Source organism: Curtobacterium sp. UNCCL20 (assembly GCF_900101675.1).
In the GTDB taxonomy this organism is placed as follows: Bacteria; Actinomycetota; Actinomycetes; order Actinomycetales; family Microbacteriaceae; genus Curtobacterium.
Window position 1 is genome coordinate 1 of sequence record NZ_FNKG01000002.1, and the last position, 18,879, is coordinate 18,879.

Below are 18,879 nucleotides of genomic sequence, written 5' to 3' on the forward strand. Positions count from 1 at the left end.
GGATGTGGAAGCGGGGACTAACGACCCGTGGAGCTGACCGGTACTAATAAGCCGAAGACTTGACAACACAACTATTTCCTCGCCTTCGGGCGAGGGCTCGCGTCCACTTTGTGGTTCCCGACAGACGATCGGGAACAAGAAAACTGAATACCGCGCTGCCCACATTGTGGGGAGCCGGGACAGCTTTCCTGGTTCATCGGATCAGGTCGAAGGTGTTCCGGTGGTCATAGCGAGAGGGAAACGCCCGGTCACATTCCGAACCCGGAAGCTAAGCCTCTCAGCGCCGATGGTACTGCAAGGGGGACCTTGTGGGAGAGTAGGACGCCGCCGGACTCAACGTAAGAAGATGTGGCCACTGGCCCTCCATCGAGAACTCGCAGGGGAGACCCTCGTTCTCGGGAGGCCAGTGGCCATTTCTGTTTCTGCCGCAGGTCACTCGACTCGTGCTCTGGTTCGTGATGGACTGGAAGCACGTGCACCGAGTGACCGGTGCGGCGCCAACACAACGACACAGCGGACGATCGCTCGAGCTCCGCGCTCGGGCACGCAACGAGGAGCAACGGTGGCGAACGACGACGAGCAGCAGCGGAACGACGGAGACCGCGGAGACCGACCTCGCCGTGACGGCGACCGTTCCTCGCGGCGTGACGGCGGAAACCGCTGGTCGTCCGGGCCTCGTGACTTCGAACGCCGCGAGGGCGAGCGACGTGACACCCCTCGTCGAGACGGCGACCGTCCGCGGACCGGTGGCCCCTCGCGTGACGGTGGCCGGCCGTTCCGTGACGGTGATCGTTCCTACGGCGATGCGAACCGTCGTCCTGCGTGGCGCGGCGATCGGGACGATTCGAGTCGTCCTCCGCGTGGGGACGGTCCCCGTGGCGCCGACCGTCCCCGTCGCGATGGCGATCGTCCGTTCCGCTCTGATCGCCCTGCTCGTGACGGCGATCGTCCGTTCAGTTCCGATCGTCCTGCTCGTGACGGGGACCGCCCGTACCGTGGCGGTGCCGATCGTCCTGCTCGTGATGGTGATCGCCCCCGTCGTGACGGTGACCGTCCGTTCCGCGGTGGGTCTGACCGGCCCTTCCGCAGTGGCGATGACCGGCCGCGTCGTGACGGTGACCGTCCCTACCGCGGTGGGGCCGACCGTCCTGCTCGTGACGGTGATCGCCCCCGGCGTGACGGTGACCGTCCGTTCCGATCCGATCGCCCGGCCCGCGACGGTGACCGCCCGTTCCGATCCGACCGCCCTGCCCGTGATGGGGACCGCCCGTACCGCGGGGGGTCCGACCGCCCCGCGCGTGACGGGGACCGCCCGTACCGTGGGGGGTCCGACCGCCCCGCGCGTGATGGGGACCGCCCGTACCGTGGCGGGTCCGACCGCCCCGCGCGTGATGGCGACCGCCCCTACCGCGGCGGGTCCGACCGCCCTGCCCGCGAAGGTGATCGTCCGTTCCGCAGCGGCTCCGACCGTGACCGTGGAGGCCGCGACGACCGGCAGCGGTTCGGCGACGGCAGCCGTCACGCCGGCTCCCGGTTCGGCGAGGCGTCCCGCGACGACTGGGAAGACCGTGACCCGTACGGCACGAAGTCGATCCGTCCGCGTCACGAGGACCCGGAGATCCCCGAGGAGATCACCGCTCGTGACCTGGACAAGGTCGCCCGTGCCGAACTCAAGACCCTGAGCAAGGACAACGCCGACTGGGTGGCCCGTCACCTCGTGGCCGCCGCGATGCTCGTCGACGACGACCCGGAGACCGCCAACCAGCACGCGCTGAGCGCCGCTCGTCGTGCCGGCCGCGTCGGCGTCGTCCGCGAGACGGCAGCGATCACCGCGTACCGCCTCGGAGACTTCGCCACGGCGCTCCGCGAACTCCGCACCTACCGGCGCATCTCCGGCCGCAACGACCAGCTCCCGATGATGGTCGACTGCGAGCGCGGCCTCGGTCGCCCGGAACGTGCGCTCGAGCTGGGCAGGTCGGTCGACCGTGCAGCGCTGGACACTGCGGTGCAGGTCGAACTGGCCATCGCGATGTCCGGTGCGCGCCTCGACCTCGGGAACCCCACAGCCGCACTCGGCGAACTGGAGATTCCACAGCTCGACCCGTCCACTGCGTACACCTGGTCCCCGGCGCTCTACAGTGCTTACGCGGCCACGCTCGAGGAGCTCGGCCGTCAGGACGAGGCCGACGAGTGGTGGGCCCGTGTCGATCGTGCGGCCGAGGCCCTCGCCGAGGTCGCCGACGAGAACGCTTGGGAGACAGTTGATGTGGTCGAGGAAACGATCGAGGTCGAAGGACCCGGAGACGACGAGTTCGGCGGCGCAGTCGACGACGAGCCCGACGACGACGAGCCCGACGCCGAACTCGACGAGCCTGGGGACGACGAGCCCGGGGACGACGAGCCCGTCGACGACGGCCTCAACGAACTCGACGAACCCGAGCTCGACGAGCCCGCACCCGGCGCCGAGCCCGGCGAGATCGACGACGACAACCCCACCGACGTCGACGGCTCCGCGGCAGACTGACACCCCGAAGCCGCCGACGGACGGTGTCGACGTCGTCCTCACCGACCTCGACGGCGTGGTCTACCGAGGCCGCAACGCGATCCCGCACGCGGTCGAGGCACTGACGCGGGCGTCGCTGACAGCCCGTGTCGGCTACATCACCAACAACGCGTCACGACGCCCGGTCGACGTCGCCGAACACCTCGAGCGCTACGGGCTCGAGGTCTCGGCCGACGACGTCGTCACCTCGTCGCAGGCCGGCGTCCGCCTGCTCGAGACCCTCGTGCCGGCAGGGTCGACGGTCCTCGTGACGGGCGGCCTCGGTCTGACGAGCATCGTCGAAGCGGCCGGCTTCACCGTCACCACGAGCGCTGAGGACGCCCCGGCAGCCGTGATCCAGGGGTTCTCGCCGGATCTCGGGTGGACTCACCTGGCCGAGGCGTCGTTCGCCCTCGCGGACCCGGACATCCCCTGGGTCGCGACGAACATGGACTGGTCGATCCCGGTCGAGCGCGGCATCGCGCCCGGCAACGGCACGCTCGTGTCCGCCGTGCACCAAGCGGTCGGCAGGATGCCCGTCGTCGCCGGCAAGCCCGAGCGCCCGATCTTCGACGCGGCGATCGCCCGGTTCGGCGGCGAGCACCCGCTGTTCATCGGTGACCGGCTGGACACCGACATCAAGGGGGCGAACGACGCTGGCATCCCGAGCGTCCTTGTCCTGACGGGCATCGACACCGCGAAGCAGGTGCTCGCGGCCGACCAGAAGTCCCGTCCGACCTACATCCTTCGGGACCTGCGTGGGCTGTCCGAGCCCTACCCGGTGACGATCCGACGCGAGGACCCGGACGGCACGCGCTACGCCACCGTCGGCGACGTCACGGTCGCGATGCGCGGCCACGTCGTCCGCGTCCTCGACGACGGTGATGCGCTGGACCTGCTACGTGCGGGGACAGCGCTCATCTGGGACTCCGGGCTCGCGATCTACGGCCTCGACGTCGACCCGAAGCTGTACGGCGGCGAGTAGCGTGGATCCCGTGCCGAACGACGAGCAGGAAACCGAGGACTTCGCGCAGCGCACCGCTGCGGTCGAGGGACTCCCGCTGCCCGATCGTGCCGACGCGTTCTCCGCGCTCCACGACGAGCTCCGAACCCGGCTCGAGAGCGGTGGCACGACGAGTGCCTGACGACCACGTCGTCGGACAGGACTCGTCGCCGGTCCGGCTGGACGCGCTCCTCGCTGCCCGGGGACTGGCGAAGTCGCGCACCGCAGCGGCGAAGCTCATCCAGGCCGGACGGGTCACCGTCGCGGGCGCACCGGTCGTGAAGCCCTCCGCTCCGACCGCCCCGGCTGCGCCGATCGAAGTCGACAGCGGTGACGAGTGGGTGTCCCGGGCTGCCCGGAAGCTCGTCGGTGCGCTCGACACGTTCGGCGTCGACCCGACGGACCGGGTCGTGCTCGACGTCGGTGCGAGCACGGGCGGGTTCACCCAGGTGCTCCTGCGTCGCGGTGCACGACGTGTCGTGGCGCTCGACGTCGGACACGGTCAGCTCGACCCTCTCGTCGCGCTCGACCCACGGGTCGTCGTGGTCGAGGGCGTCAACGCGCGGAACCTCACCGCGGACGACTACGCGGCGATCGACCCCGCAGCCGCGGACACGAGCCTGGTGGTCGGCGACCTGTCGTTCATCTCCCTCCGCCTGGTCCTGCCGGCCCTGGCGGACGCGGTGCCGGCGGACGACTTCGTCCTGCTCGTGAAGCCGCAGTTCGAGGTCGGACGCACCGGCATCCGCGAGGGGATAGTCCGGGACCCGGCGCTCCGGAACGATGCCCTCATGAACGTGCTCTGGGCCGCGTGGGACCTCGGTCTCGGGACCACGGGCATCGCTGCGTCGCCGATCGTCGGGACACACGGCAACCACGAGTACCTGGCGCGCTTCCAGCGGGATGTCGGTACCAATCCGACAGAATGGATCGACCGGGCGACGGAACTGACGGAAGGGCCAGCATGAGCGAGGACCGGCACATCCTCCTGGTGTCCCACACGGGTCGGCGCGACTCGATCGACGCCGCGGTCGAGGTCTGCGACCTGCTGCACGCGGCCGGTCTCGTACCCGTGATGCCCTTCGACGAGTACGCGGACATCCGGCGTGCCGAGGCGTCGGTCGGGCAGGTCGACATCCTCGGTGTGGACGTTCAGGCAGCCCAGCTGGACATCGTCATCGTCCTCGGCGGTGACGGCACGATCCTCCGCGCGGCCGAACTCGTGCGTGGGACCGGTGCGCCCATCGTCGGGGTGAACCTCGGCCACGTCGGGTTCCTCGCCGAGAGCGAGCGCGACGGCCTGCGGTCGACCGTGGAGCGCGTGCTGTCCGGCGACTACCACGTCGAGGAGCGCGTGACCCTGCAGGTCGACGTCGTCGTCGGCCACCAGGTGGTCTACACGTCCTGGGCGCTCAACGAGGCCACCATCGAGAAGGCCTCGCGGGAGCGCATGCTCGAGGTCGTGACCGAGGTCGACGGTCGCCCGCTGTCCTCCTTCGGCTGCGACGGTGTCGTCATCTCGACGCCGACCGGCTCCACGGCGTACTCGTTCTCCGGTGGCGGTCCGATCGTCTGGCCGGACGTCGACGCCCTCCTGATGGTGCCGCTCAGCGCCCATGCCCTGTTCGCTCGGCCGATAGTCGTCGGGCCGGACTGCACGCTCGCGGTCGAGGTGCTCCGGCGGACCAGCGGTGTCGGCGTGCTGTGGTGCGACGGGCGACGGACGCACGACCTCCCGCCGGGAGCACGTGTCGAGGTCCGGCGCTCGCCCGACCCGGTGCGGGTGGCACGCCTCAAGGACGCTCCGTTCGCCGACCGGCTCGTCGCGAAGTTCCAGCTGCCCGTCGCGGGCTGGCGGGGACCGCAGCAGGACGACGAGGACGAGCAGTGAGCGCTGCGGAGGACGACCGTTGATCGGTGCGGGTGGGCAGAGCATCCTGATCGCCGCAAGGTTCGTGGAGGACGACCGTTGATCGGTGCGGGTGGGCAGAGCATCCTGATCGCCGCAAGGTTCGTGGAGGACGACCGTTGATCGAGGAAATCCAGATCTCCGACCTCGGGGTCATCGGTGAGACGACCCTCGAGCTCGGCCCGGGCTTCACCGTCGTCACGGGTGAGACCGGTGCCGGCAAGACGATGATCGTCACGGCTCTCGGGCTGCTCCTCGGCGCCCGCGCGGACGCCGGTTCGGTGCGCCGGGGGGCCTCCAGCGCGGTGGTGGAGGGACGCTGGCACGTCCCGGAGCACGACGCCGTGGCCGATCGCGTCGAGGACGCCGGCGGCACCGTCGAGGACGGCGAACTCATCCTCACCCGCACGGTCTCGGCCGAGGGGCGGAGCCGCGCCACGGTGGGCGGCCGGAGTGCTCCGGTGGCGGTGCTCGGCGAGCTCGCCGACCAGCTCGTCACCGTTCACGGCCAGTCCGACCAGATCCGTCTGACCTCGTCGACGGCGCAGCGCTCGGCGCTCGACGCCTTCGGTGGACAGGCGCTCGAGCGTGCCCTGAACCGCTACGTGGCGGCGTACGACACGTGGCAGCAGCACGCCGGGGACCTCGAGTCCCTGACGCGGGACCGTGACGACCGGCTGGCGGAGGCCGAGCGCCTCCGTGCGGCGTCGGATGAGATCGAGGCCGCCGACCCGCAGCCGGGCGAGGACGTCGAGCTCGCGGACCGTTCGGACCGGCTCGGGAACCTCGAGGAACTCCGCCTCTCCGCGGCGCTCGCACACGAGGCCCTGTCGAGCGAGTCCCTCGACGGTGTGCAGGATGTCGTCGGCCTCGTCGAGTCCGCGCGTCGGGCGATCGAACGCGTCGCCGGGTCGGACGCACAGCTCCAGCCGGTGCTCGAGCAGCTCACCGAACTCGGCATCCAGGCGACCGAGGCGTCGGCGAGCCTGTCGAGCTACATCGGTTCGCTCGAACCGGACGCCGGGCACGACCTCGAGCTCATCAACGAACGTCGGGCGCTCCTCGCTGGGCTGACCCGGAAGTACGGCGAGACCATCGACGACGTCATCGCGTTCGGGCAGCGCGCGAGCGACCGGCTGCTCGAGCTCGACGGCGACGACGATCGCATCCAGGCGCTGCAGGCTGCCCTCGAGCAGGATGAGCAGGCGCTCGAGGCGGCGGCGACCGCTCTGACCGCGGCTCGGACGAAGGCCGCCGGTGACCTCGCGAAGCGTGTGACCGCCGAGCTGAAGACCCTGGCGATGGCCGGTGCGACCCTCGTGGTCGAGGTCACCGATGCGGGGGAGTACCGCCGGCACGGTCGCGACCAGGTGTCGATCCTGCTGCAGCCGCACTCGGGCACCGACCCGCGGCCGATCAGCAAGGGGGCCTCCGGTGGTGAGCTGTCGCGGGTGATGCTCGCGATCGAGGTCGTCATGGCGGGCAGCACGACGGTGCCGACGTTCGTGTTCGACGAGGTCGACGCCGGCGTCGGGGGTGCGGCCGCCATCGAGATCGGCCGTCGCCTGGCGAAGCTCGCGGAACGGACGCAGGTCATCGTCGTGACGCACCTGGCGCAGGTCGCGGCGTTCGCCAACAACCACCTCAACGTCGTGAAGGACGCCAGCGGTGCCGTGACCTCGTCGAGCGTGCGACGGCTCGAGGGCGAGGAACGCTTGCAGGAGATGGCGCGGCTGCTGTCCGGCCTCGGCGACAGTGCGAGCGGGATCGAGCACGCTCGCGAGCTGCTCGAGGTCGCGGGACAGCAGGCCTGACCGCCGCCGGCGGGACGCACCGCCCGAGCCGGCGGAGTTGCGCCAGAGCGAGCCGGGCCCGGACCGCGTCTCGCCAGGGCGAGCCAGGCCGGACCGCGTCTCGCCGGGGCGAGCCGGGCCGGACCGCGTCTCGCCGGGGCGAGCCGGGCCGGACCGCGTCTCGCCGGGGCGAGCCGGGCCCGAACAGCCGACCACGAACCGGACGCAACGCCCACGGCGAACCGAGGTCGCGCCTCCCGGCACTTCTGACGTACGATGGAATCCCGTGGCGGACACTCTCAGCGGCGGTACTCAAGCAAACACCTCGACCCCGAAGGTGACGAAGCAGATCTTCGTGACCGGCGGGGTCGTCTCGTCTCTCGGCAAGGGCCTGACGGCGGCCAGCCTCGGCAACCTCCTGACGGCGCGCGGCCTCAAGGTCGTCATGCAGAAGCTCGACCCGTACCTCAACGTGGACCCGGGCACGATGAACCCGTTCCAGCACGGTGAGGTCTTCGTGACCGACGACGGTGCGGAGACGGACCTCGACATCGGGCACTACGAGCGCTTCCTCGACATCAACCTGTCGCAGGCCGCCAACGTGACCACCGGTCAGGTGTACTCGACGGTGATCGCCAAGGAGCGTCGCGGCGAGTACCTCGGCGACACGGTGCAGGTCATCCCGCACATCACGGACGAGATCAAGCGTCGGATGCGCGAGCAGGCGGCGAACGACCCGCAGCCCGACGTCATCATCACCGAGGTCGGCGGCACGGTCGGCGACATCGAGTCGCAGCCGTTCATCGAGTCCGCGCGGCAGGTGCGGCACGAGCTCGGCCGGAACAACGTGTTCTTCGTGCACGTCTCGCTCGTGCCGTTCATGAACGCGTCGGGCGAGCAGAAGACGAAGCCGACGCAGCACTCCGTCGCCGCGCTCCGCTCGATCGGCATCCAGCCCGACGCGCTCGTCCTGCGGAGCGACCGCCCGGTGTCGGAGTCGAACAAGCGCAAGATCGCGCTGATGTGCGACGTCGACGAGGACGCGGTCGTGAACGCGGTGGACGTCCCCTCGATCTACGACCTCCCGACGCTGCTGAACAGCCAGGGCCTCGACCAGGTGATCGTCGACGCGCTGCACCTCGACGCGGGGCCGGTCGACTGGACCTCGTGGAACCCGGTCCTCCAGGCCGTGCACGAGCCCAAGAAGGACGTCACGATCGCGCTGGTCGGCAAGTACATCGACCTGCCCGACGCGTACCTGTCCGTCACCGAGGCGCTCCGTGCGGGTGGCTTCGCACACAACGCGAAGGTCACGCTGAAGTGGGTCGTCTCGGACGACTGCACCACGCCCGAGGGCGCGGCGAAGCACCTCGGCGACGTCGACGGCATCTGCGTCCCCGGTGGGTTCGGTGTGCGCGGCATCGAGGGCAAGCTCGGTGCGCTGCGGTTCGCCCGAGAGAACCAGATCCCGACGCTCGGCCTGTGCCTCGGGCTGCAGTGCATGGTCATCGAGTACGCCCGGCACGAGGCGGGGCTGCACGACGCGTCGAGCTCCGAGTTCGACCCGGAGACCGCGACGCCCGTCATCGCGACGATGGCGGAGCAGGTGGACATCATCGCCGGTGGCGACCTGGGCGGCACGATGCGCCTCGGTATGTACCCGGCGACGTTCCTCGAGGGCTCGTTGGCGGCCGACCTGTACGGCGCGACCGAGGCCTCCGAGCGCCACCGTCACCGCTACGAGGTGAACAACCACTACCGCGAGCAGATCGCCGACGCTGGCCTGGTGTTCTCGGGCACCTCGCCCGACGGCACCCTCGTCGAGTACGTCGAGCTGGACCGTGCGGAGCACCCGTTCTACATCGGCACGCAGGCGCACCCCGAGCTGCGCTCGCGTCCGAACCACGCGCACCCGCTGTTCGCCGGGCTCGTCGAGGCCGCGATCGCGCGGCACGAGGCGTCCAGCCTCTTCGATCCGCAGAACGAGGAGCAGGTCGCGTAACGCGCGTTCGTCCTGACTGGAGGCGCGGTGCCGGCTGGCACCGCGCCTCCAGTCCGTCGTGGGGTCGCGTCCACGGAACACGGTTCCGCACGGCACGTGAGGTGCCGCGTGCTTGGATGGTGCGGTGACTGACGCGCCTCTCTCCGACGAACCCGCCTCCTTCGAGGTCACCGAATCGACCGTCGTCTACGAGGGCGCGGTGTGGAACGTGCGACGCGACACCGTCGCGTACAACGACGACGCGATGGTGCGGGAGTACATCGACCACACCGGTGCCGTCGCCGTCTACGCGGAGGACGACGAGGGCCGGGTGCTCGTCATCCAGCAGTACCGGCACCCTGTCGGGCTGCGCGACTGGGAGCTGCCCGCGGGCCTGCTCGACAATCCCGGCGAGGACCACCTCACGGCGGCGCAGCGGGAGCTCGGCGAGGAGGCCGACCTGCAGGCGGACACGTGGGAGCAGCTCGTCCGGTACAACACCTCGTCGGGCGGCAGCAACGAGTTCATCCAGATCTACCGTGCCCGCGGGGTCCACGCGACCGAGTCGGCGTTCGAGCGTGAGGCCGAGGAGGCCGACATCGTCGTGCGCTGGGTGCCGCGTGCGGAGCTCGTCGAGGCGATCCTCGACGGGCGGCTGCACAACTCCGCGCTGACCGTCGCCACCCTGGCCGTGGACGCGATCGAGCGGCGCGGGGCGTGACCGCTCCGGCCGTGCAAGGCCTCCGTGACCTCGTCGCGGCTGGCAGCTGGACCCACGAGCCGGTGGGCGCGGTGCTGGACGGTGACGTCCTCCGCATCACGGCCGTCGAGGGCAGCGACGCGTGGCGGACGACGTCGTACGGGTTCGTGCACGACTCCGAGCACGCGCTCCTGCAGCCGGTCGAGGGTCCGTTCTCGGTCGAGGTCTCGTTCGTCCTCGACTACCGGGAGCAGTTCGACCAGGCGGGTGTCTTCCTCCGCGTCGACGACCGCACCTGGATCAAGGCCGGTGTGGAGTTCTCGGACGGGTCGCCGCAGCTCGGCGCGGTCGTCACCCACGGGTTCTCGGACTGGTCGGTGTCGCCGGTGCCGGAGTGGGTGGGACGGACCGTGACCGTCCGGGCCAGCCGTGACGGCGATGCGGTGACGATCCGGGCGTGGGCGGACGACGAGGAGCCGCGGCTCGTGCGTGTCGCGTACCTGGCACCCGATGCCGAGGTCGCTGCGGGCCTGTTGTGCGCGGGGCCGACACGGGCCGGGCTCACCGTGACGTTCACCGGGTACCGGGTGGGGGAGCCGGACGCGTCGCTGCACTGAGCCCGCCGGCTGGCGAGCGAGTGCGGCGGGCGAGGTGGGCGGTGTCGCTGCCTGCCGTCGCGCTGCGGCTAGCCTGCTGACGTGACCCCTCTCGACCGCGCCACCGAGACGTACCTGCGGCACATCGCCATCGAGCGGGGGCTGTCGCAGCACACGCTGGCCGCGTACCGGCGGGACCTCGAGGCGTTCGCGTCGTGGCTGTCGTCCGCGCCGGTCGTCGAGTCCGACGGTGCCGATCGTGCCGGGGGATCCGCGGTGCTCGAGGACGTCGGACGGATCGCCCGGGCGGACCTCGCCGGCTTCGTCGACCACCTGACCACGCGTCCCGAGGGCCCGCTCGCGCCGCGGTCGGTCGCACGGATGCTCAGCTCCGTCCGGTCGTTCACCGCCTTCGCCGTCGGGGAGGGCTGGCTCGCGCTCGACCCGGGCGCGTCCGTCCGCCCGCCGAAGGCACCGATGCGACTGCCGAAGGCGATCTCCGTGCACGACATGGAACGGCTGCTCGCGGCGACCGGGGCCGTCGACGCCGACGACCCCGTGCAGCTGCGGGACCGAGCACTGCTCGAGCTGCTCTACGCCACGGGGGCGCGGATCTCCGAGGCCGTGGGGCTGTCGGTGGACGACGTGACGACCCTGTCCGACGGGGGCGACCCCGACGCGGGCGACCCCGACGCGGACCCGTCCGCGACCGAGCCGGACGGCCTGGCCGTCGTGAAGGTGACCGGCAAGGGCAACAAGCAGCGCATCGTCCCGCTCGGCAGCTACGCCCGGGCGGCGATCGACGCGTACCTCGTGCGGGCCCGGCCGGTGTTCGCCGCGCGCGGGGCCTCGACGCCGGCGCTGTTCCTCGGTGCTCGTGGGGCGCGGCTCTCGCGGCAGAGCGCGTGGCTCGTCATCCAGGCTGCGGCCTCGCGTGCTGACCTCGCCGAGCACGTGTCGCCGCACACCTTCCGGCACTCCTTCGCGACGCACCTGCTCGAGGGCGGTGCCGACGTGCGCGTCGTGCAGGAGCTGCTCGGGCACGCGAGCGTGGCGACGACGCAGATCTACACGATGGTGACGGCCGACATGCTCCGGGACGTCTACCAGACATCACACCCGCGGGCGCGGCGGTAGGGCTCCCGAGAGGCTCTCAGAACAGGTGGAACTGTGCCGAGGCGGCAACGGCTGCCGTCGCCACGGCGACCACGAGGGCGCTCGCCGAGGCGCTCCGGGCGAGGACCCGCCAGCCGCCCGTCGCACCCGGGTGGAAGACCCCGACGACACCGGCGAACAGTCCGGCCGCGCTGCAGACACCCCACGGGTTGACGACGATCGACGCCGCGGCGAGGACCACCGCTGCGAATGCGTAGACGCTGAACCGGTGCACGCCGGTCCCGCCCGACGCCCACGAGGTCGTCCGGAGCACGGCCGGCTGCACCGAGAACGACGGCCCCACGGGCGCGACGACCACGGGGACGACGGGTTCCGATCGGCTCGGTGGCACCCGCGTCGCCGCTCCCCAGGCATGACCGTCCCACCACCGCAGACGACTGGCGTCCTGCGGATCCGGGAACCAGCCTGCGGCCGGCAGCGTCACGGGAGCTCCTCGAGGTACGGGGATGGTGCTCCTCGACGCTACGGGAGCGTCACCGCCGCCCACAGTCCCAGCCCGGGTGTCGGCAGGAAGGGGGACCGCCGCCACCGACTGTCGGCTGCCGACTGCCGACCGCCGGCCGCGGTCGGTCAGGCCGGGACGGGCGCCGCGTCGACCTCCGTGAAGACGTCCTTCACCGCGGCGAGCAGCCGGGCGTTGAAGTCCACGCCGAGCTGGTTCGGCACGGTGACGAGCACGGTGTCGGCGGCGCGCACGGCCCGGTCGGCTGCGAGTTCCGCCACCAGGTCCTCGGGCGACCCGATGTACGAACGACCGAACCGGGCGAGCCCACCGTCGAGGTGGCCGACCTGGTCCTGCCCCTCGACCTGCGCCCGCACGCCGAAGTAGTGCCGCGACTCGTCGTCGATGATCGGGATGATGCTGCGCGACACGGAGACCCGCGGGGTGCGCTCCCACCCGGACTCGGCCCACACGCGGCGGAAGCGTTCGATCTGCTCGGCCTGCAGCTCGTCGAAGGGAACGCCGGTGTCCTCGGTGAGGAGGGTCGACGACATGAGGTTCATGCCCTGCTCGGCGGTCCACTCCGCGGTCGCACGCGTGCCGGCGCCCCACCAGATCCGGTCGCCGAGGCCGTCGGACAGCGGGGAGACGGGGAGCGACCCGACCGAGCCGGTCATCTGCGGGTTCGCGTTCGCCATCGGTTCGCCGGCGATCGCGCGGCGGAACACACTGGTGTGCGCGCGGGCCATGTCGCCGCCGTTCTCGTCGGAGGCGTCGGGCACGTAGCCGAACTGCTGGTAGCCGGCGAGTGCCGTCTCGGGTGAGCCACGGGAGACACCGAGCTGCAGTCGGCCGCCGGAGATGAGGTCGGTCGCGGCCGCCTCCTCCGCCATGTAGAGGGGGTTCTCGTAGCGCATGTCGATCACGCCGGTGCCGATCTCGATGCGGCTGGTCTTCGCGGCGATCGCGGACAGCAGCGGGAACGGTGCTGCCTGCTGCGGTGCGAAGTGGTGCACGCGGAAGTAGGCGCCGTCGACGCCCGCCTCCTCGGCGGCGACCGCGAGGTCGATCGCCTGCACGAGGGCCTCGCGGCCGCTGCGCACCTTGGAGCCCGGCACGTCGCGCCAGTGCCCGAACGACAGGAACCCGATCTTCGTCATGTCCATGTGAACGCATCCTCCAGCGCGGCCATTCCGCGACGACTAGCGTGACCGGCATGGACGACCCCCGCGCGGCGCTCGAGACCGAACGCGCCCGGAACGAACGGCTGCTGGCGGACGTCGAGCGGAGCATGCGGGACGTCAGCGACGCCCGGCAGGACGCCAACTCGGACGACGAGCACGACCCGGAGGGTGCGACGCTCGCGTGGGAGCGCGGCTCGCTCGGGGCGGTGCGGGACGCCGCCCAGCAGCGGCTCCGGCAGGTGGACGCTGCGCTCGCGCGGCTCGACGCGGGGACCTACGGGCGGTGCGCCGTCGGCGGGGAACCGATCCCGGAAGCTCGTCTCGCCGCCGTCCCGTGGGCGGCGACGTGCGTCGCGCACGCGTGACGCGCCTCCAGGCCGACACCGTCTGACGGACTGGAGGCGCGGGTCGGCTCCGCCACGCGCCTCGGTCATCCGCGTCCGGCGTCCACTGCCCACCCCGCGTCCACCGCGCGCGCCGCGGATTCCCAGCCGCGAGCCCTACCGTTTCGGCATGGAAGGCGACCCGAACGAGCGAGCCGTCGAGCTGCGGCCCGGTGACGCCCCTCGTCAGCGCTTCCAGTGGTTCTACCGGATGCGCGCCTGGATCCACGCGCGACCGCACGTGCACCTCTTCTACAAGGTGCTCATCGGGATCGTCGGCGGTCTGGTCGTCATCATCGGGCTGATCCTGGTGCCGCTCCCGGGGCCGGGCTGGCTCGTGGTCTTCATCGGGCTGACGGTCCTGGCCAGTGAGTTCCACTTCTTCCACAAGATCATCGTGTGGCTCCGTGCACAGCTGCACCGGTTCTGGGACTGGGCGAAGCGGCACGGGCCGAAGCGTCTCCGTGACGCCGCCGATCGCGGCAAGGCCGACGTCGACGCCGCGCACACGGGTGCCGCGCGCACCGTCGGCGTCCGGGGTCGGGCCCGCGGGACGAACTCGGCGCGACCGGGGCACTGAGCCCGTGCAGCGTGCACGGTGTGCGCGCCGCGGGCGTCAGCGCTGCTCGGCCGCCGCGACCCGGATCGACCCGGTGGCGGTGCGCTCGGCCTCGGCGGCCGCTTCCTCGACCTCGGCCCGCTCCGGTGACGTGAGCTGTAGCACGAGGGCGACGGCTGCCGCGAGGACGATGAACCCGCCGTACCCGGCGATGACCGGCACGAGGCCGATGGACGGCTCGAGCAGCCCGCCGATGACCGCGGGGACGCCGAACGCCAGGTAGCTGACGACGTAGATCGTGGACAGGAGTCCGGCGCGGTGGGTCGGTGCGGCGGTGGCGAGGAGCATCCGCAGCGGCGCCTGGAACCCGGCGCCGAAGCCGACGCCCGCGATCGCGCTGCCGACGACGAGGCCCGGCAGCGAGTGCGCCATCACGAACGCGACGGTGACGACGGGACCGAGCACGAGGGCGACGAGGCCGATCAGGACCGCACGCCGGGCGTCCATCCGCTGGATCGCGAGCCCGGTCAGTGCGCCGACGCCGGTGACGACGGCGATGAGGGCGCCGGCGGCGAAGTGGTTGGTGATCCCGAAGACGGCACCGAGCGCCGAGGGGACGAGCGACAGGAACATCCCGCCGAGGGCCCAGCTGGCGACGAGGGAGCCGGCGACGCTGCGGAACAGGCGGCGCGAGGTGCGGGGGACGCTGATGCGCGGGGCGAGGGAGCGGAGGGCTCCCGGGCGGGGCGTGACGCGCTCGGGGACGACGACGAGCGCGAGCACCATGAGGACGAGGAGGGCGCCGAACAGCACGTAGACCAGTTGCTCGGGCGCCGGACCCCACTCGACCAGGGCGCCGCTCGACAGCGCACCGGTGGCGAGGGCGATCGGCGGGATGACGCCGTTCAGCACGCCGGCGAGTGCGGGGTGCCGCTCGAGGGAGTTGTCGATCAGCGCGGCCCCGAGTGCGCCGATGAGCAGGCCGACCGACACCCCCTGCACGATGCGGTCGACGATGAGTGCGCCGACGCCGTCCGCCACCGCGAACAGCCCGAGGGACAGGGCGACGCCGAGTCCGCCGACGACGAGGACCGGCTTCCGGCCGACGTGGTCGGAGAGGCGGCCGGCGACGAGCAGGCTCGCGAGGAGCCCGGCGACGTAGATCGCGAAGACGCCGGTGAGCATGAGCGGCGTGAGGTGCCACTCGGCCGCGTAGACCGGGTAGATCGGCGAGGGGACCGCCGACGAGGCGACGGACACGAGGAGCATCGCCGCGAGGATCCAGAACCCCGCGACCGAGCGAGCTGACTGCGCCATGGGCGCCCCTTCCTTCGGTGCGCCGACCCCGGCGCGTTGTACGAGTGCATTCGTACAGGACTTCGCTGTACGACGCAAGTCGTACTACGAGGGGAACGGTGGTAGCGTCCCGTCCATGCCCGCGTCCGTGGAAGCACCAGAACACCTGCCGCAGCCGTCCGTGGCCGAGATGGACCTGCCGGTCGTGATGGACGCACTGAGCGACCCGATCCGGCTCGCCATCATGCACCGCTACCTGGTCGACGCGGCCGGCGGGATCCGCAGCTGCGGCTGGGTCGGTGTCGACCGGCCGAAGTCCACGCTGACGCACCACTTCCGCGTCCTGCGCGAGGCCGGGCTCCTCGAACAGCACCAGGAGGGCCTCACCCGCTCGAGCCGCGCCCGCATCGAGGACGTCGAGGCGCGGTTCCCCGGGCTCCTCGACCTCGTGTTCGCGTGGGAGGTCCCCGCGGCGCTGATGCGCGACGAGGTCGCCCCGTGACCGGGCGCCCTGTGACCGGTCGCTCGACCGGCGGTCGCTCCGTGACCGGTCGCCCCGTGACCACGGACCACGCCCTTCCGACCATCGTCGCGGACGCCGTCGTCACCGATGCCCTCCGCCAGGACCTGACCGATGCCGGTTTCACGGTCGACCGGGTCGACGCGCTCTGGGGCGCCGAAGCCGCTGCCTCGCTGCACCGTGGTTCGCGCGTCGCCGCGCTCCGGGCGCTCGGCGCACGGGACACCACGCCACTCGGCACCCTCGCCACGCTGTTCGTCCTCGGGCTGCCGGTCGCACGGACAGACGCCGAGCAGGCGTTCCCCGGGGCGGGGCTCGACGCGGTCGCGGCCGCCGGCCTCGTGCGCGTCGAGGACGACATCGTGGCACCCACCGTCGACCTCCGCCCCTACGCCTTCGTCGACGACCTCGGCGCCGGCAGCTGGTGGATCGTCTCCGACCTCGGGGAGCTCGCGCTCGGCACGGCCCTCGGCGAGGAGCACGTCCTCGGCATCGGCGGCGCCACCACGACGCTGTCCGGCCTGCAGGTCCCCGTGCCCGTCCGCCGGGTGCTCGACCTCGGCACCGGCTGCGGCATCCAGGCCATGCACGCCCGGCGCTTCGCGGACGAGGTCGTCGCCACCGACATCTCGCGCCGCGCCCTCGACATCGCCCGGTTCAACGCGCAGCTGAACGGCGTCGACGGCATCGAGTTCCGGTACGGGTCCCTGTTCGAGCCGGTCGCCGGGGAGCGGTTCGACCGTATCGTCTCGAACCCGCCGTTCGTCATCACCCCGCGTCGCGAGGGCGTGCCCTCGTACGAGTACCGCGACGGCGGGATGGTGGGCGACGCGCTGGTGGAGACGGTCCTCCGCGGGCTGGCCGACCACCTCGAGCCCGGCGGGACCGCGCAGCTGCTCGGCAACTGGGAGCACCACTGGGGTGTCGACGGACTCGACCGGGTCCGCGCCTGGTTCGCGGACGCCGACGCGACCGGGCAGGGGGTCGACGCGTGGGTGATCGAGCGTGAGCGCCAGGACCCGCCCGGCTACGCCGAGACGTGGATCCGCGACGGCGGCACGAAGCCCGGGACGCCGGAGTTCGACGACCTCGTCGACGCCTGGCTCGACGACTTCCAGCACCGGAAGGTCACCGGAGTCGGCTTCGGCTACGTCGTGGTCCGGAAGCCACTGCCGGGAGGCGCGGTGTCCCTCCGGCGCTTCGAGCGGCTCCCCGAGACGCTCGGCTCCAACCCCGCGGGGCTGGGCGCGACCGTCGCCCGCGTCCTCGACGCGGCCGCCTGGCTCGGCGTCCACGACGACGACGCGCTGCTCGAGGCGCACCTCCGCGTCGCCGGCGACGTCACCGAGGAGCGCTTCTACTGGCCGGGCAACGACGACCCGACGGTGATGACGCTCGTGCAGGGCGGCGGGTTCGGCCGACGGGTGGACGCGGACACGGCGCTCGCCGCGTTCGTGGGCGCCTGCGACGGCGACCTGTCCGTCCGGGCGATCACCGGTGCCATCGCGCAGATCACGGGCGTCGACGAACAGGCGCTCACGGCGGACCTGCTGCCGCGCGCCCGTGACCTGGTGCTCGACGGCCTGCTGCTCCCCGCCTAGCTAGCGGTGGTTGCGCCAGGTGTGCTCGGGCGCGTAGCCGAGGAGCTCCCGGGCCTTCTCGGACGACAGCAGTGAGCTGACGCCGTCGATGTCCGCGCGCCGTTCGATGTCCGGCACGTAGCGCTCGACGAGTTCGATCGTCGGGGTGTCCATCACGGTGTCCGGGCTCGCGATGACGAACGCCTCGAAGCCGGTGAGCTCGGCCTCGATGGACTTCCGGACCGCCTGGGCCCCGTCCCGCGAGTCGATGTAGGACCAGAGGTTGAAGGTCTTCGCCTCGGGGGTGGCGTCCCACGGGAACGCCGGGTAGTCGGTCTCGTCCATGACGTTCGAGAACCGCAGCCCGATCATCTTCAGCTCCGGGTCCCAGCGGGTGAAGTGGCGGGCCATCTCCTCCTCCACCGCCTTGCCGAGCGAGTACGAGGACTGCGGGCGGACCGCGAACTCCTCGTCGACGGGCAGGTAGGGCGGGTGGTGCTCGCCCATCGGGATGCCGAGCAGGGTCTCGCTCGACGCCCAGACCAGGTTCTTGATCCCCGCGGCACGAGCGGCGTGGAAGACGTTGATCGACGCCGTCACGTTGTTCGTGATCAGCGCGACGTCGGGCACCTGGCCCGGGGCCGGGACCGCGGCGAGGTGCACCACGGCGTCGACGTGGTCGTACCGGTCGTCCACGCCGAGCAGCACGTTCAGGACCTGGCCGTAGTCGCCGAGGTCGGTGCGGACGAACTGGACCCGCTCGGGCTTGTCGGGGGAGGGGACGCGGTCGATGAGGACCACGTCGTACCCGTGCTCGTCGAGGTCCCGCACCACCGCTCGTCCGAGCTTGCCGCTGCCTCCGGTCACCACAACACGCGTCATCGCGTCACTCCACATCGTCGTCGGGCTGCCGACGTCCCCGTCGGCCCGTCCATCTTGCCGTGCGGTCGCCGGACGCTCCCAGGCCCTGTCGGTACCTGTCCGCGCGACGTCCCCCGCGCCTCCCGGCTGACACCGCACGGTGCTGGGTTCCGGGCCTGTCCCGCTCACGCGAGTTCGCACGGTGCGAGGTTCGCCGACGCTGCACCGGTCGGCAAGCGCGCACGGTGCGAGGTTCGCGGCCGGGCGTGCGGTCGGTTGCTCCGTGCGGCGCTGCAACCCGGCACGGGGCCGCCGACGCTGCACCGGCTGGCAAGCGCGCACGGTGCGAGGTTC

The 18,879-nt window shown here is 71.7% G+C and carries 18 protein-coding genes and 1 rRNA gene; 15 read left to right on the plus strand and 4 right to left on the minus strand.

What is annotated here, in order from left to right; translation table 11 throughout:
- Positions 1 to 216: 216 nt before the first annotated feature.
- From rrf to BLT36_RS09370, 11 genes are all read left to right on the plus strand, one after another.
- A 5S ribosomal RNA gene (gene rrf / locus BLT36_RS09325) occupies positions 217 to 333 on the plus strand.
- Positions 334 to 803: 470 nt separating this feature from the next.
- Positions 804 to 1,682 carry a hypothetical protein gene (locus BLT36_RS09330; RefSeq protein ID WP_139166424.1) on the plus strand — a complete coding sequence of 293 codons (879 nt, stop codon included), beginning with the start codon at positions 804 to 806 and terminating at the stop codon, positions 1,680 to 1,682.
- A 690-nt stretch (positions 1,683 to 2,372) separates the two neighbouring features.
- Entirely contained in the window at positions 2,373 to 3,527 is a 1,155-nt protein-coding gene (locus BLT36_RS09335) for an HAD-IIA family hydrolase (RefSeq protein ID WP_092095734.1), read from the plus strand.
- Between the two features lie 10 nt (positions 3,528 to 3,537).
- Positions 3,538 to 3,687 carry a hypothetical protein gene (locus BLT36_RS18730; protein WP_175529585.1) on the plus strand — a complete coding sequence of 50 codons (150 nt, stop codon included), beginning with the start codon at positions 3,538 to 3,540 and terminating at the stop codon, positions 3,685 to 3,687.
- On the plus strand, positions 3,680 to 4,513 hold the full coding sequence (locus BLT36_RS09340) for a TlyA family RNA methyltransferase (RefSeq protein WP_092094570.1): 834 nt from the start codon (positions 3,680 to 3,682) through the stop codon (positions 4,511 to 4,513). The genes BLT36_RS18730 and BLT36_RS09340 overlap by 8 nt, the downstream gene beginning before the upstream one ends.
- On the plus strand, positions 4,510 to 5,436 hold the full coding sequence (locus BLT36_RS09345) for an NAD kinase (protein ID WP_092094572.1): 927 nt from the start codon (positions 4,510 to 4,512) through the stop codon (positions 5,434 to 5,436). The genes BLT36_RS09340 and BLT36_RS09345 overlap by 4 nt, the downstream gene beginning before the upstream one ends.
- Positions 5,437 to 5,573: 137 nt before the next feature.
- Entirely contained in the window at positions 5,574 to 7,268 is a 1,695-nt protein-coding gene (recN, locus tag BLT36_RS09350) for a DNA repair protein RecN (RefSeq protein ID WP_092094574.1), read from the plus strand.
- A gap of 316 nt (positions 7,269 to 7,584) precedes the next feature.
- Positions 7,585 to 9,249, plus strand: coding sequence for a CTP synthase (locus BLT36_RS09355; protein ID WP_092094576.1), 1,665 nt, complete (start codon positions 7,585 to 7,587; stop codon positions 9,247 to 9,249).
- Positions 9,250 to 9,373: 124 nt separating this feature from the next.
- A complete protein-coding gene (locus BLT36_RS09360; RefSeq protein ID WP_092094578.1) occupies positions 9,374 to 9,949 on the plus strand; it encodes an NUDIX domain-containing protein in 576 nt (191 codons plus the stop codon).
- Positions 9,946 to 10,545: a DUF1349 domain-containing protein gene (locus BLT36_RS09365; protein WP_092094580.1), complete on the plus strand. Its 600-nt coding sequence runs from the start codon at positions 9,946 to 9,948 to the stop codon at positions 10,543 to 10,545. The genes BLT36_RS09360 and BLT36_RS09365 overlap by 4 nt, the downstream gene beginning before the upstream one ends.
- A gap of 81 nt (positions 10,546 to 10,626) precedes the next feature.
- A complete protein-coding gene (locus tag BLT36_RS09370; RefSeq protein ID WP_092094582.1) occupies positions 10,627 to 11,661 on the plus strand; it encodes a site-specific tyrosine recombinase XerD in 1,035 nt (344 codons plus the stop codon).
- Positions 11,662 to 11,677: 16 nt separating this feature from the next.
- Here the strand turns inward: BLT36_RS09370 and BLT36_RS19170 are convergent, their stop codons facing one another.
- Complete coding sequence (locus tag BLT36_RS19170) at positions 11,678 to 12,229, minus strand: DUF2510 domain-containing protein (RefSeq protein WP_368086370.1); 552 nt, start codon at positions 12,227 to 12,229, stop codon at positions 11,678 to 11,680.
- A gap of 41 nt (positions 12,230 to 12,270) precedes the next feature.
- Positions 12,271 to 13,308 (minus strand): LLM class flavin-dependent oxidoreductase, encoded by a 1,038-nt coding sequence (locus BLT36_RS09380; RefSeq protein ID WP_092094584.1) that lies wholly within the window; start codon positions 13,306 to 13,308, stop codon positions 12,271 to 12,273.
- Positions 13,309 to 13,358: 50 nt separating this feature from the next.
- On the opposite strand from BLT36_RS09380, the gene BLT36_RS09385 reads away from it, so the two are divergent.
- Together BLT36_RS09385 and BLT36_RS09390 are read left to right on the plus strand one after the other, a co-directional pair.
- Positions 13,359 to 13,691 carry a TraR/DksA family transcriptional regulator gene (locus BLT36_RS09385; RefSeq protein WP_092094586.1) on the plus strand — a complete coding sequence of 111 codons (333 nt, stop codon included), beginning with the start codon at positions 13,359 to 13,361 and terminating at the stop codon, positions 13,689 to 13,691.
- Positions 13,692 to 13,839: 148 nt separating this feature from the next.
- A complete protein-coding gene (locus tag BLT36_RS09390; RefSeq protein WP_254787537.1) occupies positions 13,840 to 14,289 on the plus strand; it encodes a TIGR02611 family protein in 450 nt (149 codons plus the stop codon).
- 36 nt (positions 14,290 to 14,325) lie between these two features.
- On the opposite strand, the gene BLT36_RS09395 is transcribed toward BLT36_RS09390, so the two are convergent.
- A complete protein-coding gene (locus tag BLT36_RS09395) occupies positions 14,326 to 15,585 on the minus strand; it encodes an MFS transporter (RefSeq protein WP_092094588.1) in 1,260 nt (419 codons plus the stop codon).
- Positions 15,586 to 15,700: 115 nt separating this feature from the next.
- Here BLT36_RS09395 and BLT36_RS09400 point away from each other — a divergent pair, with 115 nt between their 5' ends.
- The gene (locus BLT36_RS09400; protein WP_092094590.1) at positions 15,701 to 16,066 is read left to right on the plus strand and encodes an ArsR/SmtB family transcription factor; all 366 of its coding nucleotides are present in this window, start codon (positions 15,701 to 15,703) and stop codon (positions 16,064 to 16,066) included.
- A gap of 56 nt (positions 16,067 to 16,122) precedes the next feature.
- Positions 16,123 to 17,685 (plus strand): DUF7059 domain-containing protein, encoded by a 1,563-nt coding sequence (locus tag BLT36_RS09405; protein ID WP_254787539.1) that lies wholly within the window; start codon positions 16,123 to 16,125, stop codon positions 17,683 to 17,685.
- Here BLT36_RS09405 and BLT36_RS09410 read toward each other — a convergent pair whose 3' ends face one another.
- Positions 17,686 to 18,534 (minus strand): NAD-dependent epimerase/dehydratase family protein, encoded by an 849-nt coding sequence (locus BLT36_RS09410; protein WP_092094592.1) that lies wholly within the window; start codon positions 18,532 to 18,534, stop codon positions 17,686 to 17,688.
- Positions 18,535 to 18,879 lie beyond the last annotated feature (345 nt).

Coding starts and splice junctions, on each gene's coding strand:
- BLT36_RS09395 (WP_092094588.1), bottom strand. CDS start 15,585: ATGGCGCAGTCAGCTCGCTCGGTCGCGGGGTTCTGGATCCTCGCGGCG.
- BLT36_RS09380 (WP_092094584.1), bottom strand. CDS start 13,308: ATGGACATGACGAAGATCGGGTTCCTGTCGTTCGGGCACTGGCGCGAC.
- BLT36_RS09390 (WP_254787537.1), top strand. CDS start 13,840: ATGGAAGGCGACCCGAACGAGCGAGCCGTCGAGCTGCGGCCCGGTGAC.
- BLT36_RS09345 (WP_092094572.1), top strand. CDS start 4,510: ATGAGCGAGGACCGGCACATCCTCCTGGTGTCCCACACGGGTCGGCGC.
- BLT36_RS09400 (WP_092094590.1), top strand. CDS start 15,701: ATGCCCGCGTCCGTGGAAGCACCAGAACACCTGCCGCAGCCGTCCGTG.
- BLT36_RS09330 (WP_139166424.1), top strand. CDS start 804: ATGCGAACCGTCGTCCTGCGTGGCGCGGCGATCGGGACGATTCGAGTC.
- BLT36_RS09385 (WP_092094586.1), top strand. CDS start 13,359: ATGGACGACCCCCGCGCGGCGCTCGAGACCGAACGCGCCCGGAACGAA.